18 protein-coding genes and 1 pseudogene are annotated in these 22,284 nt (G+C 41.2%); 13 read left to right on the top strand and 6 right to left on the bottom strand.

The genetic code is table 11. The features are described from left to right. Window positions 1-55: 55 nt before the first annotated feature. The 5 genes from fmt (at window position 56) to ybaK (ending at window position 6,190) form a co-directional block, all read left to right on the top strand. Window positions 56-1,072 (top strand): methionyl-tRNA formyltransferase, encoded by a 1,017-nt coding sequence (fmt, locus tag O1D97_RS09420; protein ID WP_269125005.1) that lies wholly within the window; start codon window positions 56-58, stop codon window positions 1,070-1,072. Next, entirely contained in the window at window positions 1,062-2,411 is a 1,350-nt protein-coding gene (gene rsmB, locus O1D97_RS09415; protein ID WP_269125003.1) for a 16S rRNA (cytosine(967)-C(5))-methyltransferase RsmB, read from the top strand. The genes fmt and rsmB overlap by 11 nt, the downstream gene beginning before the upstream one ends. A 237-nt stretch (window positions 2,412-2,648) precedes the next feature. Continuing rightward, window positions 2,649-4,022: a Trk system potassium transporter TrkA gene (trkA, locus tag O1D97_RS09410; RefSeq protein WP_269125002.1), complete on the top strand. Its 1,374-nt coding sequence runs from the start codon at window positions 2,649-2,651 to the stop codon at window positions 4,020-4,022. A 162-nt stretch (window positions 4,023-4,184) separates the two neighbouring features. Then, window positions 4,185-5,633 (top strand): TrkH family potassium uptake protein, encoded by a 1,449-nt coding sequence (locus O1D97_RS09405; protein ID WP_269124999.1) that lies wholly within the window; start codon window positions 4,185-4,187, stop codon window positions 5,631-5,633. 86 nt (window positions 5,634-5,719) lie between these two features. Then, window positions 5,720-6,190 carry a Cys-tRNA(Pro) deacylase gene (gene ybaK / locus O1D97_RS09400; protein WP_269124997.1) on the top strand — a complete coding sequence of 157 codons (471 nt, stop codon included), beginning with the start codon at window positions 5,720-5,722 and terminating at the stop codon, window positions 6,188-6,190. 25 nt (window positions 6,191-6,215) lie between these two features. Here ybaK and O1D97_RS09395 read toward each other — a convergent pair whose 3' ends face one another. Beyond that, window positions 6,216-7,139 carry a lysophospholipid acyltransferase family protein gene (locus O1D97_RS09395; protein ID WP_269125391.1) on the bottom strand — a complete coding sequence of 308 codons (924 nt, stop codon included), beginning with the start codon at window positions 7,137-7,139 and terminating at the stop codon, window positions 6,216-6,218. A gap of 91 nt (window positions 7,140-7,230) precedes the next feature. Here O1D97_RS09395 and gmhB point away from each other — a divergent pair, with 91 nt between their 5' ends. Continuing rightward, window positions 7,231-7,788, top strand: a complete 558-nt coding sequence (gene gmhB / locus O1D97_RS09390) for a D-glycero-beta-D-manno-heptose 1,7-bisphosphate 7-phosphatase (protein WP_269124995.1) — start codon at window positions 7,231-7,233, stop codon at window positions 7,786-7,788. A gap of 37 nt (window positions 7,789-7,825) precedes the next feature. Here gmhB and O1D97_RS09385 read toward each other — a convergent pair whose 3' ends face one another. After that, the gene (locus O1D97_RS09385; RefSeq protein ID WP_269124993.1) at window positions 7,826-8,959 is read right to left on the bottom strand and encodes an MFS transporter; all 1,134 of its coding nucleotides are present in this window, start codon (window positions 8,957-8,959) and stop codon (window positions 7,826-7,828) included. A 242-nt stretch (window positions 8,960-9,201) separates the two neighbouring features. On the opposite strand from O1D97_RS09385, the gene O1D97_RS09380 reads away from it, so the two are divergent. The 7 genes from O1D97_RS09380 (at window position 9,202) to O1D97_RS09350 (ending at window position 17,218) form a co-directional block, all read left to right on the top strand. Continuing rightward, on the top strand, window positions 9,202-10,119 hold the full coding sequence (locus tag O1D97_RS09380) for a helix-turn-helix domain-containing protein (protein ID WP_269124991.1): 918 nt from the start codon (window positions 9,202-9,204) through the stop codon (window positions 10,117-10,119). 116 nt (window positions 10,120-10,235) lie between these two features. Then, window positions 10,236-12,365, top strand: a complete 2,130-nt coding sequence (locus tag O1D97_RS09375; protein ID WP_269124989.1) for a TonB-dependent siderophore receptor — start codon at window positions 10,236-10,238, stop codon at window positions 12,363-12,365. Window positions 12,366-12,398: 33 nt separating this feature from the next. Beyond that, a complete protein-coding gene (locus tag O1D97_RS09370; protein ID WP_269124987.1) occupies window positions 12,399-13,118 on the top strand; it encodes a siderophore ferric iron reductase in 720 nt (239 codons plus the stop codon). Beyond that, window positions 13,111-13,878, top strand: a complete 768-nt coding sequence (locus O1D97_RS09365; RefSeq protein ID WP_269124985.1) for an ABC transporter ATP-binding protein — start codon at window positions 13,111-13,113, stop codon at window positions 13,876-13,878. The genes O1D97_RS09370 and O1D97_RS09365 overlap by 8 nt, the downstream gene beginning before the upstream one ends. Next, a complete protein-coding gene (locus O1D97_RS09360) occupies window positions 13,872-14,801 on the top strand; it encodes an iron-siderophore ABC transporter substrate-binding protein (RefSeq protein ID WP_269124983.1) in 930 nt (309 codons plus the stop codon). Before O1D97_RS09365 ends, O1D97_RS09360 begins: the two co-directional genes overlap by 7 nt. A 3-nt stretch (window positions 14,802-14,804) precedes the next feature. Continuing rightward, window positions 14,805-16,772 carry a Fe(3+)-hydroxamate ABC transporter permease FhuB gene (fhuB, locus tag O1D97_RS09355; protein ID WP_269124981.1) on the top strand — a complete coding sequence of 656 codons (1,968 nt, stop codon included), beginning with the start codon at window positions 14,805-14,807 and terminating at the stop codon, window positions 16,770-16,772. 95 nt (window positions 16,773-16,867) lie between these two features. Then, window positions 16,868-17,218 carry a RidA family protein gene (locus O1D97_RS09350; protein WP_269124980.1) on the top strand — a complete coding sequence of 117 codons (351 nt, stop codon included), beginning with the start codon at window positions 16,868-16,870 and terminating at the stop codon, window positions 17,216-17,218. Between the two features lie 76 nt (window positions 17,219-17,294). Here O1D97_RS09350 and O1D97_RS09345 read toward each other — a convergent pair whose 3' ends face one another. The 4 genes and pseudogenes from O1D97_RS09345 to recF all read right to left on the bottom strand — a co-directional run bounded on the left by O1D97_RS09345 (window position 17,295) and on the right by recF (window position 22,168). Beyond that, complete coding sequence (locus tag O1D97_RS09345; protein ID WP_269124978.1) at window positions 17,295-18,188, bottom strand: DMT family transporter; 894 nt, start codon at window positions 18,186-18,188, stop codon at window positions 17,295-17,297. A 68-nt stretch (window positions 18,189-18,256) separates the two neighbouring features. Continuing rightward, the gene (locus O1D97_RS09340) at window positions 18,257-18,457 is read right to left on the bottom strand and encodes a hypothetical protein (RefSeq protein ID WP_269124976.1); all 201 of its coding nucleotides are present in this window, start codon (window positions 18,455-18,457) and stop codon (window positions 18,257-18,259) included. A 179-nt stretch (window positions 18,458-18,636) separates the two neighbouring features. Further along, on the bottom strand, window positions 18,637-21,060 hold the full coding sequence (gyrB, locus tag O1D97_RS09335; RefSeq protein ID WP_269124974.1) for a DNA topoisomerase (ATP-hydrolyzing) subunit B: 2,424 nt from the start codon (window positions 21,058-21,060) through the stop codon (window positions 18,637-18,639). Further along, window positions 21,061-22,168 (bottom strand): annotated as a pseudogene (gene recF, locus O1D97_RS09330) (DNA replication/repair protein RecF). Window positions 22,169-22,284 lie beyond the last annotated feature (116 nt).

Below are 22,284 nucleotides of genomic sequence, written 5' to 3'. Positions count from 1 at the left end.
GCTTTTACTCTCATCATACCGTTTCTTATATCTTTTATTTTTGGAGACTTAGTCCATGTCCGCCAGCTCACTTACCATTAGAGAAGCAAGCCATCAGCCTTTACGCATTATCTTTGCCGGTACACCTGAATTTGCAGCCGCTAGTTTACAAGCCTTACTTGACAAAGCTTCCAGCCGTAATTATCAGATCATTGCCGTTTATACTCAGCCGGATCGACCTGCGGGACGAGGTCAGAAACTCGTAGCGAGTCCAGTAAAAACACTGGCAGCGGAGCATGATATTCCTGTTTTTCAACCTATAAACTTTAGACAAGACGAAGATCAAAATACCTTATCCGAGCTCAATGCCGATTTGATGATTGTCGCCGCGTACGGATTAATTTTACCAAAAACCGTATTAGACATGCCTAAGCTGGGTTGTATTAATGTACATGCTTCTTTACTTCCGCGATGGCGGGGTGCAGCCCCTATTCATAGAGCCGTCATCGAAGGGGACACAGAAACAGGTATTACCATTATGCAAATGGATGTCGGCTTAGACACCGGCGATATGTTATTAAAAGCCAGCTGTCCCATTTCGAAGACACAAACGTCAGGTGAACTGCATGATCAGTTGGCAATACTAGGGGGAGAGACGTTAATTAACGCCCTTGACCAAATGGATACAGGAACCCTTACTAGAGAGAAGCAAGACGATCAATACGCCTGCTATGCATCTAAACTAGTAAAACAAGAAGGTGAACTTGATTGGAATGCAGAGGCCTCAGCACTCGTTCGAAAAGTTCTTGGTTTATCTCCTTGGCCAGTTGCGTATACAGAAACCAGTAAAGGAACGATGAGAATTCATGGTGCCTATCTTGTTGATGACCATACTACGTCAACCGCAGGTGAAATCACTGAGGTAACTAAAGACGCAATTCATGTCGCAACAGGGAAAGGCACAGTCGCGCTTACGGTTATTCAGTTCGCTGGAGGCAAACGATTAACCATCAAGGATGCGCTCAATGGCAAACACAGCGATCTCCTTCAAGTTGGTCAAATCATTAGCAAAGGTATTTCTCATGTCGGATAAGAACAAGTATTTTTCTGAGTCATCCGTATTGTATTTAACTGCGCGTGCGGTAGCGATTACGGTAATCAGTGGTGTTTTGCAAAACAAAGGCTCTCTTAGTACTCAGCTCAGCAAACACGTGAGTCGCGTTAACAGTGAGCATCAAGCAAAATTAAAAGAGATCTGTTTCGGCGTATGTCGTTGGTTTCCAAAACTCAACAGCATTGCATTAAGTATGCTGCAACAACCGTTTGAAGAAGAAGATTACGATCTGTATGCCGCACTATTAATTGGCTTATATCAGCTTGAGTATATGGATACACCAGACCATGCGGCTGTCAATGAAGCCGTTGAAGCCACGAAAGAACTAAATAAGGATTGGGCAGGTAAGTTAATCAATGCCGTGCTACGCCGATACTTACGTGAGCGAAATGAGATTGTTTCCGCCATTCAGTCCATGCCATCCGTAGAGTATGTTCATCCTAAGTGGTTCATTAAACGTTTAAAGAAACATTGGCCGGATCAATTAGATTCAATAGTAGAAGCCAACAACGGTCATCCACCTATGTGTTTAAGAGTAAATGAACGTCATGTTTCACGTGAAACAGCGATAGAAATTTTACAAAAAGAAGGGATAGATACAGATATGGGCGTTTATGCCACATCCTCTTTGTACCTTAAAAAGCCCGTGAGAGTAAATCAATTACCTCATTTCGAATTAGGATATTTTAGTGTTCAGGATGAATCCGCTCAATTAGCGGCATTTATTTTATCGCCTAAAGCGGGGGAAAAGGTGTTAGATGCATGTGCCGCGCCGGGAGGCAAAACAGGTCATCTATTAGAAAAGGCCGATATTGACGTTACCGCTATTGAGCTTGAGGAGTGGCGTTTAGATAAGATTCATGAGAATTTGGATCGTCTACAATTATCGGCTAATGTCATTTGTGCTGATGCCAGTGATTTGAATACATGGTGGGACGGAACAGTGTTCGACAAGATTTTATTAGATGCGCCTTGCTCAGCGACAGGTGTCATTCGAAGAAATCCAGACATTAAAATCAATAGAAAGCCAAAAGAAGTGGAAGAACTGACACAGATTCAAAAAAACATTCTGCAAGAAGTTTGGAAAACGCTCACACCTGGAGGCCAACTTCTTTATGCCACCTGTTCAATTTTAGAAGAAGAAAACACGCTACAGATAGCACACTTTCTTGATCACCATAACGATGTGATTGAGCGTGACATCGAGTTACCCGAAGGGTGTGGCATAAAGACCAAACATGGGGTGCAGCTGTTACCGCAATTAGAAGGGCACGATGGTTTCTATTATTGTTTGTTAGAAAAAAAGCTCGATGTATAAAAACACAATAATTCGCTAACCGTAAAAGTAATGCCACAAAAAGAGTCTATAGTAGGCTCTTTTTTAATTTATGTAGAAAAATTATTTTGTAACATTTAGCAAACAACGTTAATTAATTTTATTAATGTGTTTAAAATTAACTCTGTACAGCATAATAATAAATCTATATTCACAATTCACATTTGACTGTTAAACCAGAAGCCTAGAGCCTGTTGTTTCAGTCGATCAGGGTACTGTATGAAAATCATAATCATTGGTGCAGGACAAGTTGGAGCGACACTCGCTGAGAACTTAGCGAATGAAGATAATGACATCACCGTAATAGATACCGACGGCAAGCTTCTTCGAGATTTACAAGATAGATTAGACATTCAAACAGTCGAAGGCAGTGGGGCACACCCAGAGATTTTAGAAAGAGCTGGGTGTGATGACGCCGACATGCTGATCGCCGTTAGTAACCACGATGAAACCAACATGGTTGCTTGCCAAGTCGCCTTCACACTGTTTAAAACCCCAACTAAAATTGGCCGTGTTCGATCCAGTGCTTATTCAAAATACCCTCAACTTTTTGATGATAGTGCGCTTCCAATTGATGTTCGTATCAGTCCGGAAAAAGCCGTCACTAAACATCTGCAACGACTGATTCGTTATCCTGGCGCTCTGCAGGTAATGGAGTTTGCTGATGGCAAAGTACAGCTAGTTGTCGTAAAAGCAGAAACGGGTGGCCCGCTAATAAATCAACCTATTAGCTTTTTAAAAGAACATATGCCATCCATTCAAACACGTATTGCCGCCATCTATCGTGACGGTAAATCCATCACACCCGATGGTAATACCGAAATCAGAGCTCACGATGAGGTTTTCTTTCTAACGGCCCAAAGAGATGTTTTGGATGTCATGAGTGAATTACGACCTCTAGATACGCCTTATAGAAGAATCATTATTGCAGGCGGAGGTAATATAGGGGAACGCCTAGCCCGTACATTAGAAAAAGAATACCGAGTTAAAATCATTGAACGCGGTTCAGCAAGGTGTCGTTATTTATCTGAAACGTTAGACAACACAATAGTGTTACATGGTGACGCCTCTAAACAAGAACTGTTACTTGAAGAGAACATTGAATCGACTGACGTATTCTGTGCGTTGACCAATAACGATGAAGCGAACATCATGTCTTCCATGTTAGCAAAGCGACTTGGTGTTCGTACCGTGATGACCATCATCAACAACCCAGCGTACGTGGATATTGTTCAAGAAGGTATGATAGACATCGCCATATCGCCTCAACAAACAACGATAAGCTCATTGCTTTCCTTTATTCGACGTGGCGATGTGGTGAATGTCCATTCCCTTCGTAAAGGAGCCGCGGAAGCATTAGAAGCCATTGCCCATGGAGACTACAAATCCTCTAAGGTCGTTGGCCGTAGTATTGCCAACATCAACCTGCCTGAAGGCTCGACTATTGGGGCCGTGGTACGTGGAGATGAAGTATTGATTGCGACGGGCGATCTTATGATTCAAGCGGAAGATCACATTATTATCTTTGTTTCTAACAAAAAACAAATTCCAGCCGTGGAACAGTTATTTCAAGTAGGATTAACTTTCTTCTAGATAATAAATGAGATCAGCGTGAATGGAAGAGTCATCTCCTTCATCCACTCGATCTCAATTACATGAGCATTTTATTAGAAAAGGGACCACGTCATAACGAGCCCTTTTTGTTCTGATAACATAACAACTCAATTTATACGTCTCTTTTATCAAGGGTTAGACATGCACATTCAGGTTATTCTTCGCGTTATTGGTTTGTTGGTGATGGTATTTAGCCTAACCTTGATTCCACCTATGTTGGTTTCACTCATCTATAACGATGGCGCGTTGAACGCTTTTTTATACGCATTGGGCGTAAACTTAGTGGGCGGGTTTTGCCTCTGGTTACCCTTTAGAAATCAAAAACAAGACTTAAGCATCCGAGACGGGTTTATCATCACAGTGCTGTTTTGGTCTGTGCTGGGGCTCTTCGGGTCTGTTCCCTTTATGTTGACAGATTCGGCGGCTTTAAGTTTTACCGATGCCTTGTTTGAATCCTTGTCTGGATTAACCACAACAGGAGCCACTATTTTAACTGGGTTAGACGACCTTCCTCATTCGATATTATTTTACCGCCAACTACTACAATGGTTAGGAGGAATGGGGATCATAGTATTAGCCGTTGCTATTATGCCTATGTTAGGAATAGGAGGCATGCAGCTGTATAGAGCCGAAACCCCTGGCCCAGTAAAGGACTCAAAGCTTACTCCTCGCATTGCAGAGACAGCAAAAGCCCTTTGGTATATTTATGCCACCTTAACACTTTTGTGTGCTCTAGGTTATTGGGCCGCCGGCATGACCTTATTTGATGCTATTTGCCATAGCTTTTCTACGGTTGCTATCGGCGGTTTTTCAACTCATGATGCCAGTATTGGTTATTTTAACAGCCCAGTTATAGAACTCATCTGTGCCGCATTTATGGTGATTGCCGCCATCAATTTTGCCTTACACTTTTTTGCCTGGCGCCACCGTAGTATCTGGCATTACTTTAAAGACCCAGAAGTGAAGTTCTTCTTATTTATCTTGATTTGTACTATTAGCCTTTCCACCATAGTCTTAGGTATCACATCATCATTTGAATGGGCTGATGCTCTACGCTTTGCTATTTTTGAAAGTATTTCTATTGCTACAACGGCAGGCTTTAGTACTTCCGATTTCGCGAGCTGGCCTCATTTCTTACCTTTCTTACTGATCGTCACCTCATTTGCCGGTGGTTGTGCTAGCTCAACAGGTGGCGGCATGAAGGTCATTCGTATTCTCTTAATACTCAAACAAGGGTTTAGGGAAATTCAACGTTTAGTCCATCCCAGCGCCGTCATTCCTGTTAAGTTAGGCGGCAAAGCCATTCCTGAAAATGTCATTTCTGCTGTGTGGGGATTCTTTTCTGCCTATCTATTAGTATACGTGATCTTAATGGTAGGTTTAATGGCAACAGGGATCGATCAAGTCACAGCCTGGTCTGCGGTAGCGGCAACACTGAACAACTTAGGTCCTGGGTTGGGAGAAGTAGCCGCCAACTTTGGTAGCATTAATGACCCAGCGAAATGGATGTTGTGCTTTGCTATGCTACTAGGCCGCTTAGAAGTTTTTACCTTGCTAGTATTATTTACACCTATGTTTTGGCAAAAATAAGTTATTTAATTCAGATAGATTTTGAAATTTTCAAATACGGCATTACTTGGACAGGGATGCCTTTGATTTTTAATAGGATCAACGAGATGACACCAGCATGTAAACAATTAAAAAAACAAAAAATCCCTTACAGTGTTCATGAATATGAGCATGATACCAACTGTACTAATTTTGGAATGGAGGCCGCAGAGAAGCTAAAACTAAATCCTCAGCAGGTATTTAAAACCTTATTAGTAACGGATGATAAAAGCACTTTTGTGGCCATTGTTCCAGTGACCAGCACACTCAACCTAAAGCGTCTTTCAACGGCTTTTAACGTCAAAAAATTGCATATGGCAGATCCTAAGAATGCCGAACGCATTACAGGATATTTAGTCGGGGGGATCAGTCCGATAGGTCAAAAAAAGGGTCTACAAACCTGCATTGATGAAAGTGCTCAAGAGTTTGATACAGTTTACGTTAGTGGTGGTAAACGAGGACTAGACATAGGGCTAGTACCTCAAGATTTATTAAAGGCGTGCCACAAAGCTATTTTTGCCGACATAAAAGAAGACTGAATTCCTTTGGAGCAACTGAGTCTCTTTATTTATAAAGCGACTCTTGTTCTTCTGGTTGTAGCTTAAAGCGTTTATATTCCCATTGATATTGCTCTGGATATAAACGGATCAAAGATTCAATAGTCTGATTTAACGAGGTCGCAGACACCACCTCATCTTCATTGTAAAACGCCTCAGCAACAGGAACAATTTTCACACTAAAGCCTCCTTGCACTTGAAAAGCCGAACCGACAAACACTTTAGCATTCGTTTTTAATGCTAATTGATGGGCTAATGTCATAGTGTAAGCAGGGATACCAAAGAAAGGCGCAAAAACACCACTGCCTTTTTGTGGCACCTGATCAGGTAGGATACCGACCATACCATTATTGCTTTTCAGCGCTTTCATCAATTGCATAACACCTCTACGATTAGTTGGTGCTAATTCTGAGCCCGCTTTTTGTCTTGCCGTTAAGATAAACTGGTTCAGTTTTTCATCTTTTTGGGGGCGATACATAGCCGTCATTTTACGATATTGAGAAACGTAATAACTCATCATTTCCCAGTTACCTAAATGAGGCGCTAAAATAATAACGCCACCATCATCGGCTAACGCATCTAGAAAGACTTGATTATCCACTCCCTGAGAACTCGATGGAGGAACAATAAGGCCTACGCTTTCAGAAGCAGGCTTTACCCAGAGATGACTCATTTCTGCCAAGGTTTGCCCCATATAGCCAAGGCGCTTTTTAGCAATAGCGTTTCTTTCTGCCGCTGTCATCTCAGGAAAGCAAAGCGCTAAATTTTTAGTAATCGCATCCTGAGTTCTACGATCCATACGTAATAGATTCCTACCAACGGCTTGGCCAATTTTTTGAACCACAGGAAAAGAAAAATGACTCATTAATTTAATCACCGAAATTAATGAGGTAGAGATAAAAGATGACATAGAAATCCAATATACAAGCATCAAAAGTAAAGTGTATTGTAACGTAAACCTCTGTGGAGTGAGTAGTAAAGTGCTTATAATACCCACGAACGCATAATTTGGAAGCTGTACTATGTCTAATGAAAAGCCCATTATTATTTTAGATCGAGACGGAGTCATTAATTACGATTCCGATCAATACATAAAAACGCTAGACGAATGGCAACCGATACCAGGGAGTATCAAGTCAATTGCGGCCTTATCTAAAGCCGGATTTCAAGTATATGTTGCGACGAATCAGTCGGGGGTCGCTAGAGGTTATTACACCATAGACACTCTCAACAAAATGCACGCGAAGATGCAACAGCTCGTCGAGGACGAAGGTGGTACTTTTGCAGGTATTCACTATTGTCCACATGGACCTGATGACAACTGCTCATGTCGCAAGCCAAAAGCAGGCATGATAGAAACGATCGAACAGGAGCTAGGCGTTAACTTCAATACCACACCAGCGATTATGGTAGGTGATTCTAAACGGGATTTAGAAGCAGGCATAGCTAGAGGCTGTAAGGTTGTGTTGGTGTTAACGGGAAAAGGCCGAGATACCCAATACAAAAACATGGACTTCCATTTCAATGTCTTTACCGACCTCGCCGCATTTACTCTAGAAACGTTATTTAAGTATCAATAAGTAACGCTCAATCAATAAAAACGTCTCTACTAAGGCCCTATTTAACCTTGCTAAGTCTTAGTAGATTCACCCAGCTGCCCATTAAGAGAAGCGCCATTAACAGCAAAATAATAGGATAAACACTGGCCCCAAAATGATCTATAAGAGGTCCAGTAATAGCCGGAATAATCATGGCGCCGAGCCCACAACCCATAAAAACGTAACCCGTTAATTTGCCTGTTAATGGTACCACGCCGTTTGCAAATGAAAATAAAATCGGAAAGAAAGCAGAACAACCAAGTCCTAGAATCAACGCTACCCCAACCATAGAAAGCGACGAAAATAACAGTACTAGCACACCAATAATAGTAAGTGATAATAAGGCAAATAATGAATACACTAACGAAACCCAACGTAAAGCAGGTACAGAAATAAAACGACCAAAAGAAAGTGCAACATAAAACCAGGTAACCAAAATGGCCGCTTGTGTTTTATCTACCCCTTGTAATACGGCGTAAGTACTGATCCAACCTGCTACTGTAATTTCCAAACTTACATACAGAAAAATGGTTAACACAAAACACAAAAAGAACACTTTATTAAAGGCTTGTGGGCCATTTTGTTTATGGGTTGACTCCAATTTAGGACTTGATTGGCGCCACAACAGAAAAGGAAAAAATAACGTGTAAAGGGCGATAATCCAGTACCCAGGACCATAATCATGGCCTAATGTTCCACCGAGAATTAGAATCAAAGGCGCAACCATATTACCCAAGCTATAACACAAATGTAATAGCGAAACCGCAGAGCCTGCTTTGTCCTTATGCAGCCATAAAATCATGAGATTGCCGCCAGTATTGATCGACACTTCAGCGAACCCCATCACAGCGAACACCATAATAAGCATCAATAAACTGGTAGAAAAAGGAGTAAGAGCAATGCAAACACAACCAATGACGAGCATAGCGATTAAGTAGTGATGTGCTTCTTTGATTTTGTCGTAAACACGCCCAGCAATCACGGCACCAAACATATTACCAATAGAACGAGCGACAAAAAGAGTGGAAATTTCAGTCACACTCGCCGCAACCAAATTCGATAAATAAATTAGACTAGGGCCAAGCACACCGCTAATCAGACCGGCCGCAATAAACATGGAACAATAGGTGGCGGTGCGTGGCACTTCTCTCATTTAAAACCCCATTCAATTTCTTTTAAAGCGCCTTTTTACTAAGGCTAATCATGACAAAATTTTTCAGCGGAAGTAAATCATGTCGGCCGATGAAAAAATAGTAGTTACCTAGGTAAAATCTCTCTTAATATTACTTAATCTCTTTTACAGTTTAGCTAATATAAAAATCTGCATGAAAGTAATGAGTATTTAATTCGTTTCTTATAAAATGAGAATCATTATTATTTTATAAGAAACACTGTATGGCTCTGACAACACGATTTACGCGTATAGAAAAAATATTGGATTACATTCACGCTAATCTAGATAAATCAATAAATGTTACTGAGATTGCCGAACAAAGCTGCTGGTCTCGCTGGCAGCTACAGAGAGTATTCTTAGAAACAACAGGCCTCACTGTGGCTCAATATATTCGTGAATTACGCTTAAGTCATGCGGCAGAGCAACTCTTATCCTCTAACGCGAAACATTTCGAAATTGCACTTGAGTGCGGATTCGAATCAGATGTCAGTTTTAGCAGAGCGTTTAAGCAGTTATTCTCTTGTTCACCAAGGGAGTACCGTCAACGAGGCCAGCGTCACGGCCTAAGAACTCCGTTACTTTGTCATACAACAAGTAAATCACCTTGGACGCCAACGAAAGCCTTTATGCAAATTCGTATTGAAAGTCATAACGCTTTTACTCTTTACGGTATATCTACCTGGGTCCATGGACTCTCTTCTTCCAAACCAAACTTCCAGACATCTGTACCTAAGCTATGGAAATGGCTTGAGAATCAACACTCTCTCTATCAACAAAGTCAATCAAGACTTCACCTCGAAGAAAACGCGCTAGGTGTCGTTAATACTTACGATAATAGTGATTATCCGCAACAAGTATTATATTGGGCTGGATACCAATCCACTCATCGAGATCCTTTGCCTTTTGAAGAGATACTAGAAGTCCCCACCCAAGAATATGCTGTTATCCCAATACATGGCAACGCTCAAGCAATTAAAGAAGCGCTGACCTGGTTCCTGTGCCATTGGTTGCCTGAGTCTAATTATGATGGTGTTTCAGGGTTTGAATTAGAAAAGTACGAGCCGAACTATGACGCTAACAACCCTGACAGCGATATGGAGTATTGGATTCCTATCCGCCCCCATACACAAACAGCTTAATGCCATTATAAAATTCATCGTTATTTATCAATAATGCCCCAAAAGGTTAAGTATTCCTTTAGAATAGAAACTATAATGAGATTCATTATCAATAGCATCTACTTCTTGGAGCTCCAATGCCTTCGCCTACTCACTTTAGACCGTCTTTAATCGCCCTTACTATCGCTATCGCTTCATCCTATTCCATAGTTAGTGTTGCCCAAGAACGAGAAGTCAATGGAGACCTGTTAGAGGTACTTAACGTAAAAGGGCAATCCTACCGGAATACAGCAACCAAAACCTTATTAGAACCTTATGAAACGCCACAAGGTATTTCCATCACAACGAAAGAAAGCCTTACTCAAAGGGGTACTCAAAGCGTATCTGAAGCCATCCGTTATACCTCAGGTACCAATACCGAATTAAGAGGAGGGGCGATAAGCCGCAATGATTTCATTAATATTCGAGGCTTTAATAACCAACAAAACTATTACGATGGGTTGCAACTACTATATAACGACTGGAATTTACAACCACAAATAGATACGGCAGCCATCGAACAAGTTGAAGTGTTTAAAGGACCAACGTCTACCTTATATGGTGCTATGCCTCCAGGAGGTATGGTCAATCTTATCAGCAAATCACCCCAAGTAAGCCGCCAAAATCACCTTGAAATCACATTGGGTAGTGATAATAAACAAGAAGTACAAATTGATAGTACTGGGCCTATTAGCGACAAAATAAACTACAGAGTCATTGGTTTAATCAGAAAAAAAGACGGTCAAGCACTGACCTCTAAAGAAGAAAGAATCATGATTGCGCCATCACTCGACTTAGAACTCAGCGAACGAACTCAACTTAATCTAAACCTATATTATCAACAAGACCCTGCAGCAGGGGTTTATTCTTCCTTACCATCGAAAGGAACGGTTTTTGATAATGTAAATGGCTCTCTTAGTCCTAATACTTATGCAGGTGATCGTAATTGGGAAACCTATGATCGTGATGTATTACTATTTGGGTATAAACTCGATCATTCTATTAACGGTACCTGGAGCTTCTTACAAAATGTCAGGGGCATGGATGCAACAGCCTACCAAGAAAACACATATTCAACCGGCTTAGGGGAAGACGAACGAACAATAACACGTCAAGCTTACCTGACCGACGAATCGTCAAAAGGCATCACTATTGATAACCAATTTTCCGCCTTGTTTGATGTTGGCGCAGCAGAACACAACCTACTCGTCGGGCTAGATTTTTTAAAATTAACTTCTGATATTAAATATGAAGACGCCACAGCACCTTCTCTAGATCTATTTAGCCCGAATCATAATCAAATTATTCGCTCCGCTTTGAGTTATAACCCTTATTACAGCAGTGATTTTACTATTCAGAAAGAACAAGTGGGACTGTACCTACAAGATCAGATTCGATTAGATCAATGGGTATTTATTGCAGGTGGTCGTTATGACAGTTTTGAGTCTACAGAAAAAGGCAAGAAATACGGCTCGCAGACGGATACACAGGTTGATCAAAGCCAGTTTACTGGTCGAATTGGTGCACTTTATGAACTCAATAATGGCATATCGCCTTTTATTAGCTACGCACAAAGTTTTGAACCCGTACCAGGCCGTGGAGTCAATGGCAAAACTTATGACACATCCACTGCTGGTCAGTGGGAAGCAGGAATTAAATACGATTCCGGAAACACCATTGCCAGTCTGACAACGTATCAAATCAATAAAGAAAACGTACTCACTCGAGACCCAAACGGCAGCCCATACGATTTGATACAGGTAGGGGAAGTCCGTTCTCGAGGTATTGAGCTTGAGCTACAGCAACATATTACCTCTGAAGTTAATTTGTTAGCTACGTATACAAAACAAGATGTTGAAGTGATCAAAGACAATAGCGGTATTCAAGGAAATACACCGATTTGGACTCCTGAGCAGCAACTTTCATCTTGGCTAAATTATGCGCCCCAATCAGGCTATTTGGCCGGAGCGACTTTAGGCGCTGGTGTCAGATATATTGGGAAAATGGAGCTAAACAGCCGTAATACTGACAAAGTTCCTTCTGCTACCTTAGTGGATTTATCCATGGGTTATGACCTAGCTAAATTGTCTCCAGATCTACAAGGAGCAAATATTCAGCTGTCAATTTCTAATGCTTTTAATGAAGAATACTATAGCTGCTACGATGAAAATAACTGCTGGTTTGGCGATGAACGCTCATTTGAAGTAAGTGCTCGCTATGACTTTTAGTACTATGAAATCAGTATTTGGTACCCTTAGGCTATGATGAAACCTCTTGATCAATTGTTCGCAGGAGCCCAACAGTTCTATGAACCACTAAAGGGAAAAGAATGGCAGGAGGAGGATGCAATAGACTACTTTTCTTGCTGTTCAGCCACTAAAGCATTACGTAATTTAAAACAAGGATTACAGCAAGCACACCCTGAAGCAGGCATACCTTACTGGCGAATTAGAGCGTGGGAATTAAGCTGGTGGCAGCCCGTTTCACTCGCATTAATGTGTGTTTATCACTTAAAGCAAGTACCTGATACCTTAGCATCAATACAGCAGTATCAATATCACAACTATATTGCAGGTTATACCTTACGTGATGGCACTTGGTTAATAGGTTCACTAGAGGCTCGTATTCAGTCTGCCGCGTCACAACTTGCGCTGTTGTTCGACCCTTTAGTAAATTCTCACACTGACGAATTTAAAGGTAAATCAACTTTATATAAAGCTCTGCTTGCAGATCTAATGATGGGGTATCTTACAACGGCCACTCAAAACATACCAAAATACAATCCTAAAAAAATTCAGGAAGATTACCTCAAATGGTCAAGTCCTATGGCTCTGCCACTTGACCCTATTGATCGATTAGAAAGGCAAGGTCATCAGATTATATTCCACCGACGAACCTGCTGCTTAACATTCCGTTGTCAGAAAAACGATCTTTGCAACAATTGTCCTAAACAAAAAAAGAGTCAACCAAGACATGTTTGAATTCTCTCAACTCATTATTGAACGTAATCAGAGACCCATTCTTGATATCCCTAATTTAACGCTTGCTACAGACAAGTTAACCGTGATTTTAGGAAAAAATGGCTCAGGCAAAACCACTCTAATGCAATGTCTTGCCAGACAGTTACATCCATCGAAAGGGTGCATTCGTTTTAAAGAAAAACCACTGTTAGGTTTTTCTCAAAGGCAACTCGCTCAAGAAATTGCGTTTCTCCCACAGTCTTTATCTGAAGCCGCTGGATTAACTATTAGAGAGCTGGTGCAATTAGGACGATTCCCTTGGCATGGGACATGGGGGCGCTGGCGGCAGAAGGACCATGACATAGTGACACAATCACTAAAGCAAGTTGGGTTATCTCACTATGAAAATCAATTGGTCGAAGAAGCTTCTGGAGGAGAAAAACAAAGGGCGTGGATAGCGATGCTATTAGCGCAACAATCACCCGTTCTCTTACTTGATGAACCCACATCGGCTCTCGACATCAGCCATCAATATGAGCTTTTGTCTCTTTTACAAAAACTAAACAGAGAAACAGGTCAGGGGATTATCATAATACTTCACGATGTTAATCTTGCAGCTCGTTATGCTGATCGTATTCTCGCCATCGATGAAGGCCGTTGTGTTTTTCATGGAACAGTTGACGATTTCATGAAAAAAGAGCAATTAGAATCACTTTATAATATCCCTATGACACTCATCAACCATCCAGAAAACAATACCAAGGTTGCTCTTGCATGTTAATACTCACTCACACTACAGCACTTTATATGGCGTGTATCATAAACTTTCTACTACTTTTTTCAGCCAATTCGCCAGCCGAGACTGTCATTCAGGATAGTCAAGGAGAAGTCACTTTTAAAACAACACCAACCCGAGTCGCTGTACTTAATTGGGCACTAGCTGAAAATGTCATCGAGCTTGGTATAACACCCATCGCCGTACCAGAAATTAAGGCCTACAGAGAATGGGTTGTAAAACCAGCCATTCCAGATGCAACTATAGACATAGGTAACCGAGCCGAGCCAAACTTAGAACGCTTGGCTCAACTTAAACCAGATGTCATTCTTATTTCAGATGCACTAAAGTCTCAACAGGCTCGTTTAGAACACATCGCTCCCGTTGTTGTTTTTGATACCTATAGAGAAGATCACAATAATGCAAAGCAAGCTGATTTAGCTTTTTTAACAATAGCCAAATTACTCAATAAGACAGCATTAGCACAGCAGAAACTCACCGCTAGAGAAGAGGTTTTTAACACTTTATCAAATCAACTAAAACGTTCGTTTCCTAACGGTATTCCCCCCGTAACCAGCCTACGATTTGCCTCAACAACCTCTGCCTATGTATATGGAGACAACTCTATGCCTCAATACGCTCTTAACCGTTTAGGCATAGAGCCAGCATTGTCATTACCAACCAGTCAGTGGGGAATTAATCAACAACGTTTAAAGAGCCTTAAACAAATAGATCAAGGTATTCTTTTATATTTCGAGCCTTTTTATCAAGTGAAAAAACTCCAAGAATCTAGGTTATGGCAAGCCATGCCGTTTGTGATTAACAAACACACCGCTTCAGTTGAATCCACCTGGACATATGGCGGAGCCATGTCTTTAAAATATTTAGCCGAAGCGCTGACAACCGCATTATTATCGGTGGCACCCTAAACAATGATACGCGCTTTCCTCTTAGTAAACGCCTTTTTATTTACGGCGGTTTGCTACTTACAAATCGATTCCTCGTTATCAATTTCAACCCAACTCTCCATTATTTCAGGACAGGAAGCACAAGGGTTCGATGAAATTGATTGGGGATTTTCTCGGCTTCCTAGACTGGTGATGGCACTGTTAGTAGGCTCTGTAATGGGATGTATTGGGAGCGTAATTCAACAACTTACACTTAACCCATTGCTATCTCCGGTAACCTTAGGAACGTCCAGTGGTGCTTGGTTAGGATTAATTGTACTCGCCATTTTTTGGCCTCAAGGACAGACAGAGTTTCAAGTTTTTGCCGCTATGTCAGGCGCGGCACTGGCATTAGGGTTTGTCTTGTTAATATCAGGTGTCCGTAATTTATCCGGATTATCTTTGATACTCTCAGGTATGGCCGTCAACTTGCTTTTTGGCGCCATTACTACAGCATTGATTTTGCTAAACGATCAGTATGCTCGAAACCTATTTATTTGGGGAGCAGGGGATTTAAGCCAAAACGGCTGGGATAAAGTTCAATGGTTTTGGCCTCACTGTCTTCTGCTACTTACTATTCTGGCTTTTGCAGGCAAACCACTCACTTTACTCAGATTAGGGCAAGCCGCTGCGGCCGCTCGAGGACTCAACGTAGTATGGTTATTTGTTACTTTAATTATTAGTGGTTTATGGATACTTTCAAGCGCAATAACCATGGTAGGAATTATTGGGTTTATTGGGTTAGTTGCACCAAATGCGGCACGGTTTTTAGGCGCACGTACCGCCACATCCGAATTAATAGTATCGACCTTGCTTGGGGCTAGCTTATTAATGATTGCGGATGGTATGGCGTTATTCGCAAATACATTAACATTTGATCTGGTTCCCACAGGGTTAACAACCGCATTAATTGGTGCCCCTTTATTAATTATATTAATTCGCCACCGTGGTAACAAAAAGCCGCAAAGCCAGCATGCGTTTATGGCACTTCAAGGCTCTAGAACGCTGTCAATTAGAACAATTATATTAATGACTGGTGCTCTACTAAGTGTAATCTTCTTAGGCGTTTTTACTCATATAGACAATAATATATATCAATTTCATTTACCTAATGAGTTTGCTTGGCCTTTACGTTGGCCTAGGTTAGCGGCCAGTTTATTTGCGGGTGCAGGTATGGCTGTGGCCGGTGTCATGTTACAGCGTTTGATCCACAATCCTCTAGCAAGTCCCGATTTATTAGGCCTTTCTGCTGGAGCCGTTTTAGCCTTAATTCTTGTCAGCTTACTGCTTGGAATACGTGTTAGTGAATTAGGCCCCCTAGTCGCTTTCGTTGGAAGTATGAGTATTCTGGGCACTTTGTTATTGTTAGGTAAACGTTTTCACTTTGCTCCAACATCATTAATTCTTACTGGCGTAGCCTTAACGGCATTAATAGAAACACTTATCCAAGGTGTCTTAATGACAGGTACTGATGATGTCTATGATATCCTTCGCTGGCTCTCTGGCTCCACTTACCGAGTGACACCGAACCAAGCGATTTCCTTAATTGTTGGAGTGACTCTATTTATCGTCGTTGCTGTTGGACTACAAAGGTGGCTAACACTGTTATCCATTGGTCGTATCACCGCTGCGGCTAGAGGTGTCTCTGTACAAAAAAGCTTTATTATCTTACTCATGATCAGTGCCGGATTATGTGCATTTATTACCGCGCTTGTTGGCCCCATTGCATTTGTTAGTATTGTAGCTCCGCATTTGGCAGGACTTTTAGGTGCAAAAAAAGTGGTGCCTCAACTCTTTTTTTCTGCATTAATTGGTGCCACATTATTACAGTTATCAGACTGGTTAGGGCAAATCATTATCTATCCAAATCAATTAGCCGCGGGGACTGTCGTCGCTATCATTGGAGGAAGTTACTTTATTCTGATCCTATTAAAAAACAGAAACTCTGTATGACTTATCATTCATAGCTAAACATGTTCAAATAAACTCTAATTCTTTTTTATAATGGTAACGTTAACAAAACCGACTACTTTAAGAGGCAGCTAAAAATGGAAATTACTCACATTGAGTCCACAGAACGTATGAGCCGTATCGTTAAGCACAACGGTACAATTTATTTATGTGGACAGACAGCGGGTTCAGATGAATGGGATACCGCGGAACAAACTCGTCGTTGCTTAGAAAAAATTGAAGGACTGTTAGAAAAAGCAGGATCGTCTGCTGAGCGTATGCTGTCCGTTACTATCTACATTCGAGATATGAAAGACTTTACCGAGTTAAATAACGTTTGGGATGCTTGGATAGCGGACAAACCAAAACCAGCACGAGCGTGCGTTGAAGCGCGTATGGCCAGCCAAAATGTACTTGTTGAATTTTCTGTAACCGCGGCTGAAGTTTAAGACGGTATCTGCCCCTATGATAAAAAAACGGTTGATACTCATCAACCGTTTTATACTAAAGGATCACAGCTGGATATTATTGAATCATCGCTTTCTTTGATTTGCCTCCAAAAACATTGATAAACGCCCCAGTCAAAATAAGCCCGCCTCCTACTAGAGTAAATACAGAAGGCACTTCAGAAAACAGTAGAATGCCAAATACCATGGCAAAAACAACCTGTATATAAGAATAGGCGGTGACTTTACTGGCGACTTCGTACTGCATGGCTTTCGTCATACCTACCTGACCAATTTGTGTAAATAGACCCACAAACACTAAAAGTATAAAAGACTCCATGTTAGGCATGACAAAATCGTCCCCCAGCAATATCAAAGAAAGAGGTAATGCAACTAAGGGGAAGTAAAAAATAATCACTGAGCTATCTTCTACCCGACTTAATTTTTTCACAATAATATAAGCAATCGCACTGCCAAACGATCCGACGACCGCCGCAATGATGCCCCAGATAGGGTAGGCTGTTACCGTATCCGTAGCGATATTAGGGCTTACCATTACCAAGAGTCCAGATAAACAGAATACAAGACATACGACGGTTGAAAATTGAAGCCTTTCTTTCAGTAGAAATACCGCTAACGCGGCCGTAAATACTGGGTGAAGATACTGTAAAATTGTCGCTTCAGCTAACGGCATCACAGTGACCGAATAGTAAATGCACAACAGAGCTAAAGAACCAACAGTGCCTCGAGTAAACAGAAGCATTTTATTACTCCCTAAAACCGCAATTCTTTTTCGCTTAATGTCCACATAGCTAATCAATAATGAAATCAAGGCTCTTGCTGCGATGATCTCAAACACGGGAATATGATAAGAACTGACCAACTTTACACAGCTCATCATTAACGAAAATCCCAATGCAGATAACAAACTATACTGCAATCCTAACGGAAGCCGTGCAAACAAAAGTCTCATAGTATCGATACCATATAATAAAAAATCGCATTAATAGAGTTAAAAACAGTGAACTCATTAGAGCTAATCTATTTTTCATTGACTCGATCAGAATTAATGGACTCCATGCCTTTGCCAAAAGTAGGGCGAACGAGAAATGTGGCTTTATCAAAGTTCTTTGAAACCAGATTGTGATGAGAATGCCCAAATATCCACGTAACATTAGCATCACCATTGGATAACGACAGTGTGCGAGACTTTTGATGACTCACTTGACCTACATTACACATTATTTTCTCTTGTTGTTTCTTGCATTTCTACATAATCGTCCTCCCACTCCTTTAGGTCAATAATAATAATGATTAACATTTAAACTAAAACCCAAGATTCTGAAAGATTTTTGAAATACAGAAAAAAAGCGATTAGAGCTTTCGCTCTAATCGCTTTTTGTATAGATAAAAGCTTAAGATTAAACGTCTAAATTCTCTACTGACAAAGCATTGTCTTGGATAAAGTTACGACGAGGTTCAACTTCATCACCCATTAAGGTAGTGAACATTTGATCCGCCGCAACGGCATCGTCTATGGTCACTCGCAACATGCGACGTGCTTCAGGGTCCATAGTCGTTTCCCAAAGCTGATCAGGGTTCATCTCTCCCAATCCTTTGTATCGTTGAATGGTCATACCGCGAGAAGCTTCTTTCATCAACCAAGCTTTCATTTCTTCAACCGTTTCAACATTTTGACGTCGCTCACCACGCTTAATGAAAGATTCTTCACTGAAGATTTCTCCCACTAAATCAGACATAGCCACAATTCGCTTGTATTCCGGAGAATTAAAGAAGGCGGCCTCAAAACGGTAACGGTTCGAAACACCATGAGACATAATCTCAACAACAGGTAAGTAATCTCCACGTTCAACATCAAACTCAACAGAGAAATCAAAACGGAAGCCTGTACGAGCATCAAGAGGCATCATAGAACGTATTGCTTCAACCCATTCAATTACCGACGCCTCTTCTTTCAAGCTTTCCTGAGTCAGCGGTTTGCAATACAGTAGTTTACCCATAACATCTTTAGGATACACACGAGACATACGTTTGATATCGTCTTCAATTCGGATGTAATCATGCATCATTTTTGACAAAGGCTCGCCTTGAATAGCCGGCGCATCAGCATTAACAAACATGTTAGCGCCATCTAAAGCCACTTCAATTAAATGTTGCTCTAAAGCGTGCTCATCTTTGATGTACTGTTCTTGCTTACCTCGTTTGATTTTAAACAGTGGAGGTTGTGCAATAAAGATATGTCCGCGCTCAATCACTTCTGGCATTTGACGGAAGAAGAAGGTCAATAACAAGGTCCGAATGTGTGATCCATCCACGTCGGCATCGGTCATAATAACGATACTGTGGTAACGCAATTTTTCGACATTAAATTCATCACGTCCGATTCCGCAACCTAATGCTGTGATCAAGGTACCGACTTCCACAGAAGATAGCATTTTATCAAAGCGCGCTTTTTCAACGTTTAGTATTTTACCTTTCAACGGCAGAATAGCTTGTGTACGACGATCTCGACCTTGTTTTGCAGAACCTCCAGCGGAATCACCCTCCACTAGGTAGATTTCAGAAAGAGCAGGGTCTTTCTCTTGGCAATCCGCTAACTTACCGGGTAAACCAGCGATGTCTAGTGCGCCTTTACGACGGGTCATATCACGGGCACGACGAGCGGCTTCTCGAGCGCGTGCAGCATCAATCATTTTGTTCACTATGATTTTTGCTTCACCTGGAGACTCTAACAGATATTCAGAGAAACGACGGCTCATTTCCTGTTCTACTGCGGTTTTTACTTCAGAAGAAACCAGTTTATCTTTAGTTTGTGAAGAGAATTTTGGGTCAGGTACTTTCACAGATACGATAGCGGTTAAACCTTCACGACTATCATCTCCCGTTGTGGCCACTTTGGATTTTTTCGCTAGGCCTTCTTTCTCAATAAAAGTATTGAGAGTTCGAGTCAAAGCGGCACGGAATCCCGCTAAATGGGCACCACCATCTCGTTGTGGGATGTTATTGGTATAGCAATAAATATTTTCTTGGAAACCTTCGTTCCACTGCAGAGCGACTTCTACGGCAATACCATCATCTAAATCATCGCGCTGGCAAATAAAGTGGAAAATCTGGTTGATCGGTGTTTTATTGGTATTCAAATGCTCAACAAATGAACGTAAGCCACCATCATAATTAAAGAAATCTTCTTTGCCAGAACGCTCATCTTTAAGGTGAATCGCCACCCCTGAGTTCAAGAAAGACAACTCGCGCAAACGTTTCGCCAGAATGTCATAAACAAATAAAATATTTGTGAATGTATCTTCTGATGGATCAAAATGCACCGTTGTACCTGCACCATCTGATTCACCAATAATAGCAAGCGGTGCTTGAGGAACGCCATGCACATAGTTTTGTTCGTAAATTTTACCGTCTTTACGAATAGTCAAAGTCAGACTTTTTGAGAGGGCATTTACAACAGATACCCCCACACCGTGCAGACCTCCAGACACCTTGTACGAGTTATCATCAAACTTACCACCCGCATGCAATACGGTCATAATAACTTCGGCAGCTGATATACCTTCTTCTTCATGTATATCAACAGGAATACCACGGCCATTATCAGAAACGGAAATGGATTCATCTGGGTGAATAGTCACAGTAATCGTATCGCAATGACCCGCTAACGCTTCATCAATCGAGTTATCAACGACCTCGAATACCATGTGATGCAAACCTGTACCATCGTCAGTATCACCAATGTACATACCTGGTCGTTTACGCACAGCATCAAGACCTTTAAGTACTTTGATACTGGACGAATCGTAACTATTTTCACTCATTTAACTCTCCTGCAAACCTTCGCTCGGATAAAGACAATTCGCCTTCCTTCATTTCGAAGTGACGAACGTCGGTTGTGTCGGACCAAGTGTAATCCATAATATCTGGCTCAACACTGGTTATAAAAATTTGATTATTTAACGCTTCTAATAGAGCGCACAGCTTTTGTCTATGTTGAGAATCTAACTCTGCAGGTAAATCATCGACTAAGAAAACCAAAGGACTACCCATTTCAATTAACATTTTGCCTTGGGCAATTTTTAATGCAGAAACAACCAGTTTCTGTTGTCCTCTAGAAAGCGTATCGAGAGCATCTCCAGCATCCGTTTTAACCCTTAAATCCGCACGCTGTGGACCAATTTGGGTATATCCAATATCAATGTCTCTTTCACAGGAGGAAGCCATAGCATCCGTAAGACTTTTTGTTGCGTCCCACCCCTGAGAAAACACTAACCGAACCTTAATTGAGTCAGATAACTCAGCCAACACAGATAGAAAGATTGGCGTAAGTTGATTTGTATAATTTTGGCGATACTGGTTTACTTTATCGCCTAAACGAATCAACTCTTGATCAAAAGCCATTAATAAACTGGTGGATATTTTACCACGTCTGAGTAAGGAATTGCGCTGTTTTAATGCTTTTTGCCACCCTCTCCAAGCATTTATAAAGCCATTATCAAAATGAAAGGTACCCCAATCAATAAATTGTCGACGAATTTTTGGAGATCCTTCCAATAATCGAAATGCATCAGGATTAATAAGCTGTACAGGAAGCCTTTCAGCCAGCTCTACGACAGACTGTGCTTTTTTTCCTTGAATTCGCACATCAATAGAGCCATCACGAGAGCGTCTTAACCCCATCGAAATAAAATCATTGTGTTTCGCTTTTAGCTGAGCAAAAACAACACATTCTTCTTCTTCATGTTGAATATAGGTTTTATGTTTATGGCTGCGGAACGAACGACCAAAAGACAAAAGGTGGATACCTTCAAGAATCGATGTTTTTCCACTTCCATTAACACCCGTTATTAGGTTTACCTGGGGAGAAGGAGAAAACGAGATCTGTTCGAGGTTGCGTACTTTGGAAATGTCCAAACGCACTATCGACATAATTTTAAACGCCTTTATTCAGCACATTTACATATTAAACAGCCCCTGAAATACATGATTCAATCAGGGGCTGTTTGGATTTAGAGTAATACTTTATTTCTAGTACTGTATTGAAA

Source organism: Marinomonas phaeophyticola, from assembly GCF_026966905.1.
Taxonomy (GTDB): Bacteria; Pseudomonadota; Gammaproteobacteria; order Pseudomonadales; family Marinomonadaceae; genus Marinomonas; species Marinomonas phaeophyticola.
The sequence above is the reverse complement of the archived record's forward strand: the minus strand, read 5'-3'. Positions and strand labels throughout refer to the sequence as shown.